Origin of the sequence: Pseudomonas fluorescens (assembly GCF_018614655.1) — a bacterium.
Classification (GTDB): domain Bacteria; phylum Pseudomonadota; class Gammaproteobacteria; order Pseudomonadales; family Pseudomonadaceae; genus Aquipseudomonas; species Aquipseudomonas fluorescens_BX.
The window spans coordinates 1-11,698 of sequence record NZ_JAGGOG010000041.1; the positions used below are offsets into that span (position 1 = coordinate 1).

The 11,698-nt window shown below is 55.5% G+C and carries 5 protein-coding genes and 5 pseudogenes; 6 read left to right on the forward strand and 4 right to left on the reverse strand.

Translation table 11 applies throughout. The annotated features are described in order from the left end of the window. Nucleotides 1-2,245, reverse strand: a pseudogene (locus J7E41_RS27710) (hypothetical protein); the annotation flags it as partial. A gap of 692 nt (nt 2,246-2,937) precedes the next feature. Here J7E41_RS27710 and J7E41_RS27715 point away from each other — a divergent pair. From J7E41_RS27715 to J7E41_RS28385, 4 genes and pseudogenes are all read left to right on the forward strand, one after another. Continuing rightward, nucleotides 2,938-4,083, forward strand: coding sequence for an S-type pyocin domain-containing protein (locus J7E41_RS27715; protein WP_251029728.1), 1,146 nt, complete (start codon nt 2,938-2,940; stop codon nt 4,081-4,083). A gap of 246 nt (nt 4,084-4,329) precedes the next feature. Further along, nucleotides 4,330-4,749, forward strand: a pseudogene (locus tag J7E41_RS27720) (DUF6392 family protein); the annotation flags it as partial. Between the two features lie 135 nt (nt 4,750-4,884). Beyond that, the gene (locus tag J7E41_RS27725) at nt 4,885-5,355 is read left to right on the forward strand and encodes a DUF6392 family protein (protein ID WP_214997419.1); all 471 of its coding nucleotides are present in this window, start codon (nt 4,885-4,887) and stop codon (nt 5,353-5,355) included. Nucleotides 5,356-5,639: 284 nt separating this feature from the next. Beyond that, nucleotides 5,640-5,771, forward strand: a complete 132-nt coding sequence (locus J7E41_RS28385; protein ID WP_285229527.1) for a hypothetical protein — start codon at nt 5,640-5,642, stop codon at nt 5,769-5,771. A 174-nt stretch (nt 5,772-5,945) separates the two neighbouring features. Here J7E41_RS28385 and mobH read toward each other — a convergent pair. Further along, nucleotides 5,946-7,575: pseudogene (mobH, locus tag J7E41_RS27735) on the reverse strand (MobH family relaxase); the annotation flags it as partial. A 144-nt stretch (nt 7,576-7,719) separates the two neighbouring features. Here mobH and J7E41_RS27740 point away from each other — a divergent pair. Then, entirely contained in the window at nt 7,720-8,757 is a 1,038-nt protein-coding gene (locus tag J7E41_RS27740) for a hypothetical protein (protein ID WP_214997418.1), read from the forward strand. A 410-nt stretch (nt 8,758-9,167) separates the two neighbouring features. Here J7E41_RS27740 and J7E41_RS27745 read toward each other — a convergent pair. Next, a pseudogene (locus J7E41_RS27745) lies at nt 9,168-9,890 on the reverse strand (IS3 family transposase); the annotation flags it as partial. A gap of 1,163 nt (nt 9,891-11,053) precedes the next feature. On the opposite strand from J7E41_RS27745, the gene J7E41_RS28280 reads away from it, so the two are divergent. Continuing rightward, nucleotides 11,054-11,341 (forward strand): hypothetical protein, encoded by a 288-nt coding sequence (locus tag J7E41_RS28280; RefSeq protein ID WP_251029729.1) that lies wholly within the window; start codon nt 11,054-11,056, stop codon nt 11,339-11,341. On the opposite strand, the pseudogene J7E41_RS27755 reads toward J7E41_RS28280, so the two are convergent. Further along, a pseudogene (locus tag J7E41_RS27755) lies at nt 11,273-11,515 on the reverse strand (IS66 family transposase); the annotation flags it as partial. The gene J7E41_RS28280 and the pseudogene J7E41_RS27755 overlap by 69 nt on opposite strands. Between the last annotated feature and the right edge of the window lie 183 nt (nt 11,516-11,698).

Sequence of the window (11,698 nt, forward strand, 5' to 3'; positions counted from 1 at the left end):
GCTTAGCCTCTGACGAAGCGTACTCCGTGTCTACCGTATTGACGACGCCACCGGAGGGGGATTGGTCGTGCACCGACATCCCAGCCGCGATTTCCCAGGCGGCATAAGTATGCGATGACTCGCTGTGCAGGGTCGCTTTTCCGGTCGGCGAGTGCACGTAAGTTTTGTAGGTGACCGTAAACTTCTCGTCCGGGTCGTATCCCGCTGCCGACAGCCCACCGCGGAAGTACCCCACCGGCGTCATCAACGGCCGTGCGCGGATAAACTTCACATTACGCTCCGCCTCGCTGCCCGTCTCCGTGTCCGCCAGAAGCCCCTTCACGTTTGCCGCGTAGTCTCGCATGCGCTGCTCGCGTTCCGCCTGTCCCACCGGCTGCTGCGCCGGTGGCGCGGTGTAGGCCGTGACGATATCGTTAAAGTCGCCATCCAGCTGTTGCAGAAATGCCTCCGCCTCCTTTGGCGGCAGATCGCGCAGGACTTTGTTCAGGTGGTTGGCCAACTCTTCGCGCATGTCATGTGACCACCACATCCCGGCCCTACTGGGCGCGCCCGGACGGTGGCGCGCCTGGAGCTCACCAAACCCTTCTGCCTTCAGCGCCTTTTTCATCTCCGCTAGGTTGTCGTACTCACGCAGGGGCGCGCCCCGGTGCCATAGCGCCACCGCCCCGGACGTTACATCGCTCTTCACGTCGTGGTCCTGTGTGATGACCAATAGCCCCGGTACGTGCTTGCCCTTCTTTTGGCCGTCCGCGTGCACTAAGTCCCACATGCTCGGTTGCCGGGCTGGTACCCCGGGTAATGGCGTGGCCAACTGGTTCGTCACGGCGCGGTACACCTCATCGCTCAGCGCGCCGCTGCGTCTGCGGTGTTCCGCCTCTGCCCGCAGGAATACACCGGCCTGTATGCCCTGAAAGGTTCTGACCGTCTCTCCAGGGCTGAAGTCTGCCGGGTTTTGCCAGAAGGCGCTCCAGGCTTTCTCCACTTCTGCCTTAAAACGCTCCGGTGACATACCATCCAGCAGTTGCTGCAGTTCAGCCGTGCTGTCCGTCGGCAACTCCGCGGGCCCGAGTGGCCCCAATAACTGCATGCCCGTCACCGGACTGTAGGGCGGTATTGCCTTCTGGGTGGAGGCTCGCCGCAAGAAGAGCTCCATCAGCGACAAGTCTTCGTGACTGCCATCCGCGTGCGTCACGCGCACGGTCAGATCCGGTGCCGAAAGGCCACGCCTTTCCACGGCAAGATAGGTTGTGTGCAGCCAGCTGTTCACCAGTTTTTCCGCGACCTGAAGAGGGCGTGGTACAGCTTTGCCCAACGCCTTCATTCCCTGTGTCACGTCTGCGCTCGCGTCCGGCAGTGACGCTATATACAGCCGCTGCGCCAGGTCGACAGCCTCGTCTGCCCGCGACGCCAGCGAGTCCAAGTTGGTCACTTTACCGGTCGCCGGCCGGGCGGCATAAGCCATATCCTGCGCCGCCTTATCCTGCAGCGACTGCACATTGTCGTGCACCAGATGGCGGTTGATCGGCTGGTAACTTCGCCACAGGTTGTTCGTCCAGTTGCGCCCGGGGGTGCTCCGCTGTGCCTCCAGCGGCAGGTACCGCACCGGCGAGGTGCTCGCAGGCCCGCTCGTCATGCGCGACGCCAGCGCGTCGTGCAGCTTCCACACGTCGTCGAACCGCTCAAACCCACGGTCCGGTGTATACAGTATCGCCGGCGACCCGGTGTAGACCGGGTCCAGCGGTACCGCGTTACCCTGTGATGGTCGGAACTCTCCCGTACCGTCACGCGCAGTGATGATGAATGCGCCGGCCAGCCGTGTGCCGGGTGCGTTCTCACCTTCCTTCTTCTCATGCACTGCGAACACCCCCGGGCGCGCACCGTGAGGAAAGGCCTTCTGCCGGTCCGCCAGTGTCGGATGGTTCAGCGCACGCTCAGCCAACATCCCCTCTGCCTTGCTCAGACGGCCTTCGGCGACCGCCAACTGCACCTGCAGCCGCAGTTGATTCTCACGGACCGAGCGCAGTTGCTCAAGGCGTGTCACAGAGCTGCCGTCTTCCCGCCCCGCCCACCAGGCCCTTACGCTGTCTGCAAGGCTACCCTGCGCCCGCCGCATAATGTCGGCAGAGGCCAGGCGAGTGTGGCCGTCCTTACTGACCAACTTGTCGTCTTTTGTATCCAGATATAGGTGGGCGGGGGCGTCGGTGTTAAACACACGATTCAGTGTGCCGGCCACCTCTTCAGCCATCGCCTTCGCCCCAGGCTGTCCGACCAGCAGGCCATGGACCTTTCGGTTTTCGTCGCGCAGCCGGCTCTGCAGCTCTGCCCGGGAGGATGGCGCTGGGATCCCATCGGGCTGGACGGTACGCGCGCGGCGCGGCGCTGGAGCGGTATCCACCGGCGCTGTTGGTACGGGGGAAAGGGCCTGTAGCGACGGAGTTATCGGAGAGACAGTAGCCAGCCGTGGAGGAATCATTAGGTACTCTCTTATCGTGTTAGCAATAGGGAAAAATAAATAGGGACAAATATAAGTGGTCGACCTGCGAGACTGGTTCACAGGATTGGACTTGACCCTACAAATCTATGTCCCCCCACTTTTGCAATGCTGATTTATGGGGGTACTGGTTGGTTTGCTTACGCGCCAAGGCGACTGGGCGCGGGCATTGTAGGAGCTGCCACTGGTCGCGCTGAGCAAGGCGCTGGCCCCATTGACTTGCGGCCGTTACCAGATGAGGCCGCATTGCCGCTGTCCTTACTGTAACCATCGGCATTGATGATCCACCTACTCAGCTCCAACGGATTGAAGCTGACGGGACCGTTGAGAGCGTTAGCAAAAACTGCACTCAAACTCGCCACCCTCTAATTTTTCAGACGTTTCCTACGGTGCGAACCGAAGTCTGCGGAGTAAGTTCGCGGCTGACCAAAGCGCCGAGGGAACGTATGCGTTTAATGAAAAGCTCCGCTGTAGGGGCAGGCAATCGGGAATCGTCGCACGCTGCTGAAACCACAGTACGCAAACTACTGGAGCAGAACAGCTCCAGCATTGAATGGCGCGATGAGCTCTTGCGCGCCCACCGCGCCATCAGCACCAATCAGGACAATGTCGGCGCGGTCAGGCGCCGTGATTGGGGGCTGGTCAGCCACAAACCTCATGAAGTTGGAGGTGGCGGTTTTTTCTGTACCGCACCTGAACCCGATCCGGTTTACATTCGGAACGTCCCATGGCCTGATCCCCAACCCCGTACCGACCAAATCTTTGCCAAATCCATCAGCACCGCGCCCGGGGGCACGACCAACGCCGGTACCGTCAGCGAGCCCGTCGCCAACGTCGGCAAAGCCATGGTCTTGGCATCCTCAATGGCAGTAGTCGGACGGGGGAAAATCGCCGGGGATCTGATTCTAAGAAGTTTCGTCTGGTCACTGGACGTCGCTGGGACGGCGCTTAAAAACGCGGATGGGCCGGTAGGCCGTGTGCTGATAATGCCCATGGCACCGACCATGCTCGGTGACGGTTGGTTTTACACCGAAGAACAATTGCACGACATGCGTATGGCCACCACGCGTGTTCGCTTTCAGTTCCGCCACGACAGTCAGGGTGCCCTCCAGGTTTACGCTATCCATACCAGCGCCCAGTCAGGGCCGGTGGTCAAAGCCAAATGGAACGCCGATAAAAGCGCCATGGAGGCCCATCTCGGTACGATCACGATCGTCTGGACCCAGAACAATGGCGCAGCGGTTACGGCACCATCCACTTATCCAGGTGTGATCGATGAGCTGGCGAATATCTTCATCCACCCCGTCAGCGAAGGAGTCGACAGCAAGATCGAGGGCGCGTCCATTGATGAGTTGAAGGTCGAGGACTGCATCATCACCTTTCCGGTGGGCGGCGGAATCAAGTCGTTGTACCGGGTCTTTGCTCAACCGATGGTCAACCCGCGGGAAGTGGGCCCCGCCAATGACCTTTCCAGCCAAAGCACAAGGGCTGGGCTGGATATCGATCACATGCCAGCACAAAGGGTATTAAGAGAATATGTGCTGTCACTCAACCCAAACATACTTCCAAAGCTTCTAAAAGAAATTTTGTGAAATGTGCCAAGCATTGCCATTCCACATGAGGTACATCAAAGGTACAGCGAGACATAGGGCGGCAGAAACTCGAAGGCCAAGCAGATTGAGGATGCCGCCGACCTGCGCTCAGCAGTGGACGACCATCTCGATGCAATCAAACCCTTTCTTCTGGAGCAGGGTTTACTGAACAGCAGATCGAAACCGCCTGTACCGATCTGCACACCCTCCATCAGCAACAAGGCTGGTATTGATATGAACGCAGCAATGATTGATGACCTGGTGAAGGCGCTTGGACTGACTTACCGCGAATTGATCGCGTCCGGAATGTATCTTCCCGATGGCCCACCCAAAGTTAGGTTTGAGGGCGACGAGTCCGGTTTTATGTCACCTGCGCCCGGCATAGATTTGAGCTTTTCAGCTGATCAGCAGCTTGAGTGTCTCTATATCTATTTACATAAAGTCCCTCACGAAGACCCCACACATGAAGGAAGATTGCCGTACCAACTCCAACGTCGAATGAATCAATCGTGGGTAAGGTCTCAGTACGGCGAGTCATTAGCATCAAAAGCACCTTTTAAAATGCCGGTACTTGGGATGACTGGTGGCTGGGATATTTATCACCTTCCAGGCACAGCTAAAAACATTGTCACCGTGTTCCAATACAGCGTCGAAATGGAAGTGGATGGAGTCGTTTTCAGGCTGGACGACAATCTCGATGCAATCAAACCCTTTCTTCTGGAGCAGGGTTTACCGAACAGCAGATCGAAACCGCCTGTACCGATCTGCACACCCTCCATCAGCAACAAGGCTGGTATTGATATGAACGCAGCAATGATTGATGACCTGGTGAAGGCGCTTGGACTGACTTACCGCGAATTGATCGCGTCCGGAATGTATCTTCCCGATGGACCACCCAAAGTTATGTTTGAGGGCGACGAGTCCGGTTTTATGTCACCTGCGCCCGGCATAGATTTGAGCTTTTCAGCTGATCAGCAGCTTGAGTGTCTCTATATCTATTTACATAAAGTCCCTCACGAAGACCCCACCTATGAAGGAAGTTTGCCGTACCAACTCCAACGTCGAATGAATCAATCGTGGGTAAGGTCTCAGTACGGCGAGTCATTAGCATCAAAAGCACCTTTTAAAATGCCGGTACTTGGGATGACTGGTGGCTGGGATATTTATCACCTTCCAGGCACAGCTAAAAACATTGTCACCGTGTTCCAATACAACGTCGAAATGGAAGTGGATGGAGTCGTTTTCAGGCTGAACGAAAAATCACACACCTAGCGCATAGTTGCGGCCATTCAGTAAGCCCCGCCACCGTGCGGGGCTTCTCTTCAAACTCGATTAAAAAAACCGCGCCACGGCCAGGCGTGAGACTCAGGGCTCTCTCATAGAGCAACCGATCATTGGATCAACGTGGAGCAACGAACGTGGCCGACAAACTGACCTTCACCCTCAAGTACCCCTTCAAAAACGCTGCCGGTGTGTAACTGAACTCGACGCCCATCAAGCGTCTGAAACGCAAATACATCAGCGCCGTTCAGGCCGCCACCAAAGATGAAGGCGTAATGGAAGACGTGCTCTGCGCGAAAATGCTGGGCCTCACGTTGGAAGACCTCGGCGAGTTCGACATAGTTGACTCCAAGTTAGCCACCGGGGTGTTGCGGGAAATGTCCTTGCGCGACCGCGCTTGTCGGTAAATCCCAAGGTGGTGTCCGTAGCAATCAACGTTTCTTTAGCAGCATCTTCATGTGCTGGCATTGTGTCTCTGTTTCGGTGTTGGTTTCATGCTAGCTGAACATTTGCTGAGCAGAGATGAGTTTGTGGGTTCGAGCATCGTCCATTGACATGCAGCGCAGAATCGCTTTGTTTGGTTAGAAATTTTGTTTTGAAAGCGTTAGGAAGGGATTGTCGGAGGGTAGTGTCTGAAACAGCTCTTCTGGTTTCTCCAGCAAGTAGCCTTTGAGTGTTGCTTTTTTTCGAGGGCCTTCGACCTGACAGATCCAGATGTTCAAGCCGTCGTCACGCGTGCTGTGGACCTTCAATTTCTCGAACTGTTTCTGTACCCAACGTCATTCTTCAATCTCTTGATCGGCACCCTGTGAGATACCAGGAAACTCCTGAGCGTAACGCTGGAAGAGACCTGGCGTTACCAGAAACACTGAGCCGTTCACCGTGTGCACCTTGGCTTTGCTGTCGTTGATGATCAGCTTGTGGCTTAGGATGCCTTCCTTGACCCAATTCAGGAATGTCTGTCCAGGGTTGTCCGACGGGGGATCTGAAATTTCGAGAGCGCTTTCTGAAGGTGAATCACTGCTCTCGGGTTCCGCCGATTCGAACATATCCAGCAACGTTCCGAGGTAGTCAGCATCCTCTATTGCCATTGGATCTGTCGGCGAAAAGCTCTGACGCGATTCTGTACTGACTACCTTGGATACTGTTAGTGATGCCGGAGCGTTAATCGAATGGTCTTCGACTACAACGCTGACCGTTCCGCTAAAAGCTTGGGGGCGGTCCTCATTTTCCCAGATCAGCGCCGGCTGAATTCGCAGAAAGGTGAAGCTTTGCTGCCAGTTTCCTTGTTCAACGAGTGCCGTCCCGATGGCTTTGCCTTCCGGGGTGGACTCGATCAGCCCATGTGACTGGAGTTCGTCGAATACGGCGATATTGGATGTGGGGATGCCCTCAATCGACTGCGACAGCAGATAGGCTCGCAGCTTGTCCGTGACCATCTTGCTGACCAGCCAGAGGGCGTCGTGAGTCAACCAGCCGACGGCACTCGGTTGGTTGAGTTTCAGCTCGTGCTGAACCAGATCACGCAGTGCGCTGATCAAGTGATGTTGCAGCGAATGAATCGGCGCTTTTAACGCCTTGCTCGGGTTACCACCGATGTTCTGCGCGGTGGAGACGCGGTCGGCTTGAATCACCAACTCGCCGAGTACGCCTGCGCGTTCGTATTGACCGGCCAGGACATACAGCAGGCTGGCCCACAGCGACGGAAAGCAGGATCGGGCGGTCGAGAATCTGGGTGTAGAGCAAGTCTGCGGCGGCGCCATGCAAATGGTAGTCGCGACATTTGAGGTAACGAAAACGGTAGGGCTGATCCAGGGAACCCTGCCAGGGATGCCAAAGACCGCCATCCTGGCGTTCGACCTGTAGGTCTACTGCAATCTTGCCAATGTCATGTAGCAGGGCGCCATAAGCAATACCCGCCGACCAAGCGTCAGTCTGGGCGGCTTGGTCTTCGGGCGCGGCGCCGGTGGGCAGCAGGTAGGATTGGCGCAGTTTCAGGCTACAGGCGACCAGTTCTAGGCCTTGGTCGAGCATGCCGCCAAGATAGGCATGATGGTGCGTCTCGCTGGCGGGCAGTTGTTGCACCTGTTCGGCGTAGCGATGAATCGTATTTAAATAGAGCTGGGTGAATTGGTTGTGGGAGAGGGCGGTGTACTGCCAGATGCGATCCAGCAACTGGCGGCGGTGCTCGGCCGCCAACAGGGTATGGGCGAGGTGATCGGAGGTGCGAGCCTGGACACTGCAACTGGCGAACGATTATCCGTTCAGCTACGTACGGAGCAGTCCAAAAAAGAAGTTAACCCTCGCGGGTTTATTTCTATTACTGAATAGTACTAAGAATTAAGGAGTCACCGAGTGAATCATATGAAATTATTGATTTTTACTCTGGTTGTGCTGATAACCAGCACGACTTTTGCCGCAGGCCAGCCTGCCCAAAACTACATTTACTTCCCAAGCCGCGAAACAAACGGTTGGAATATCAGGGAGGACAAGGCTTTGTCCGATCCAAGGTTTAGCGGGGCGCAAATTGTTTATACTTGGCGTAGCTTAGAGCCAGCCAAAGACCAATACAATTTCTCCGAAATCAAGCAGGACATAGCCTATTTGAGTTCTATTGATAAGAAGCTCTGGATACAACTTCAGGAAAAATCCTTCCTGCCAAATGTAAAAAACGTGCCGGACTACCTGTTGCGGGATCCCATCTACAAGGGAGGCGTTCTGAAACAGAGCATGCTATCGGCTCCGGAACGCGATCCTAACAAACCTGAGACTGACGATGAATACGGTTGGTCAGCAAAAATGTGGGAGAAGCCGGTGCGTGACCGCTTTCAAAAGCTGATTACTGTATTGGGGAAGGAGCTGGATGGACAAGTCGAAGGAATAAATTTTAGCGAGAGCTCTATCGAAATTGGCGTCGAGCAGCCAGACGGTACGACCGTCTTTCCAACGGATTTTGATCCAAATGAGTATGTGGGTGCGATCAACTCAAACATGCAGGCGCTGAGTCGTGCTTTCAGGAAGTCGACCCCCATGGTGTACCTGAATTTTCTGCCGGGTGAGTGGCTACCATGGCAGGATAAAGGCTATATGCGTAGTTTATTCGCCGAAGCGAAGAAGCTGAAAATGGGAATAGGGGGACCTGACCTGATGCCCTACCGTAAAAGCCATATGGCGCAAACGTACGGATTACTCAAGGCATATCCGGATACTTTAGTGAAAGGGATGGCAGTTCAGGAGGGCAACTTGCGCCAGATCAACCCCAAGACAGGAAAGAAAAACACGGTTACCGACATTATCGAGTTTTCCAGTAACTACCTCGGGCTGAATTATATCTTCTGGGTAGAGGACGAACCTTATTTTACCAATGAGGTGCTGCAGCAACTGCCACACTAGGTATAGCGGTTAGGGTTTGAAACGCCGGGCTCACAATCCGTGTAATTTTCAATTCAGATTATCTGCGAGTGACCGGTGGGGAGCAATGGAACGAAAAATTAATATGCCCTGGGCTTCTATAGCTGTTGACTCGCCTTAGTACGATTTTACCGAATTCTGTAAGCTCCCATAAAGGGCCGAATGGGCGACAGTGCCGCTGGTCAGTTGCAGATAGCGTGAGTCCGTCTAAATGCAATGCGAGCCCACGCCGTCGAGTGCAAGCTCATTTGCAATTAATGTGAGCCAACAGCTCTGGCTGGTTGCAGGTAATGTGAGCCAAGAATTGCGCTGAATGCGAGCCCGCGTGTTTTGAAACGCGAGCCGCTACACTTACCCGTCCTTTTGGCTTGTGTCCCTTTGTGCGGCTCCAGCGCCCGATGCATCGCATCGGGCGTTTTGTATTTCAAAGACAGGTGTGGATGCTCGCGGTTGTAGATCGAGATCGACTCACTCACCATCTTTTTCGCCTGCATCAAGTCCTGTGGTCGCTGGAGCAAAAGCTCCGTTTTCAATATCCCGTTGATCCGCACTGCCAAGGCGTTTTGGTAGCAGTCATAGCCGTCCGTCATAGAACACCTGATGTCGTGTTTCGCATGCAGGTCCTGGTACATACCCGAGCAATACTGGCTGCCTCTGTCCGAGTGATGAGCCAGAGGCTGTTCCGTCCGGCGCTGTTTCACCGCCCGGCGTAGCGCCTGCGCTACTGATTCGGTGTGCAAGCTTTCATGGACGTGTTAGCCCACGATCTTTCGCGAAAAGGCATCGGTCACCAGGCTCAGATAAGCCACACCTTCCTGAGTGGGAAGGTAGGTGATATCAGCTACCCAGACTTACACAGGGCCGCTTGGAGCGACTTGATCTGGACCTGCTTTGAGCAGGTTTGGATGACGACGAAAGCGATGATGGCTGTCGGTCGTCTTGTGGTAAGCGCGTTTACCTGCCACCCACAAACGCCTTTCGCGCAGAATTGAAAACAACCGATCTCGACCTACTTGCAGCTCAGGTCGAGGTTGGCAATGCAGCAAGTAATGCAGCTTTCGGGTGCCCAGGCATGGTGGTCGCTGACGCTTTTGCTGAACAAAATCGGCAACTTGCTGATCCAGAGTAACTGTCCGGGCAACACACCTTCCAGATGCCATCGCTTAGGGCGATGGAGTTCACCTAAATTTGGTGTCCACTATATTGGCTAATTTGGAGAACGGTAAGGAGTGGGGGCTGACCGGATGGTTAGTGCGCCAGTTAAAGCTGGCGGAGGCTAGTCGATGAAAGTTCGATACTGGAAAGAAATGGCGAATCAACCAGACCCCGAGTCATGCATGTTGCACTTTGAAGTGCAGGGTGAAGCGTTGACAGGGGAAAACGATGGGCCAGCCATTGAGCCGCGAAATCACAAGTCCGGGATGCCGATGCTGTTAAGCGAAGCAGAAGGCAACACGGAGCATGGCGTTTTACGCCAGTCATGCTCTGATCCTGCGCGGTCGGAGATCCTGTGCACGTCGGGAAGTCCTTCGCACAGAAATTGGGAGATCTCAGCGGTGCCCGGTGCGCAAGCACCGGGCGGAGCAGGAAAGACCAAAAGCCGTAATCCTGTTGTCCACGTCGCTGAGAAGTCGGATACGTCCGTAGTACCTGAGAAGCCATCGAACAAAGGGCCTGGCCCGGCGGAGATAGTGGAGGAAAGGGACGTAGCCAAGGGGAATACCGACAGGCCCCCCGCGCCTCGGACACTGAGCCGGATCAGCTGCGCGTCGATGGGACTTGAAGGTGTACGTGAAGCAGCCCGAAGGAACAAGGGCATGCAGTTCACGGCATTGCTGCATCACACACACCGCAGTTATTGGCGCAGAGCTTCTATGCCCTGCGTCGCGATGCAGCGGTGGGCGTGGACGGCATGTCGTGGCGAGAATACGAGCAAGGTCTTCTCCAGCGGGTGAGCAAGTTGCACGCAGGACTCCACAGTGGAGCCTATCGGGCAACGCCGTCACGACGGGTCTATCTCCCCAAAGCCGACGGCAGGCTGCGTCCGCTGGGTATTGCCTCTCTGGAGGACAAGATCGTGCAGTAGGCAGTTGTTACTGTTCTGCATGCGATCTATGAAGAGGACTTCCTCGGATTCTCGTATGGGTTTTGGCCGGCGCGCAGCCAGCACGATGCGCTGGATGCGTTAACAGTCGCGCTCAAGGGCCAGAAGGAGAACTGGATATAGGATGCGGATATCACGTCGTTCTTTGATGAGATCGACCATGGATGGATGCTGATGTTTCTAGGACACCGGATTGCAGACCGACGCCTGCTCGGACTTATCTGCAAATGGCTTCAGGCGGAGGTTATGGAGGATGGCCGTAGGGTGGCTGCGACCAAGGGAAGTCCCCAAGGGGCAGTGATCTCGCCGTTGTTGGCGAATATCTATCTTCACTACGTGCTGGATCTATGGGTAAGGCAGTGGCGCCAACGGCATGCCCGTGGCGAGATGATTGTCGTAGATGACTTCGCCGGACGGATACAACTGCACCCCAGTAACGCCAACCCATTGAGCCAATGTTGAACGTGGAATCGTCAAGCCGGCACGACCGAAAATCGATTCCTGACGATAAAGAGGCAGATGGTCGGCAAACTTCGCGATCATGACGTGGGCAAGTAACCCGGCAGTCGGGATGCCTTTATCGATGATCTGTGCCGGAACGGGGGCCTGGGTCAGCGTTTCGCAGTCATTACATACCCGAGGCAGGAGCCGTATGCGGTAGTTCCGCATGTACGGATCTATACGGGGGGCAGGCAAATGCCATCCCTACCGTGACCTTTTCGGATTGATTTTCGACGATAGCGCGCGTCTGACTGGGGGCGCAGTCGTGTAAACACATCGCGTCATTGTGGGAACGGCCTAGTGTCCTGAGTTAGAAGT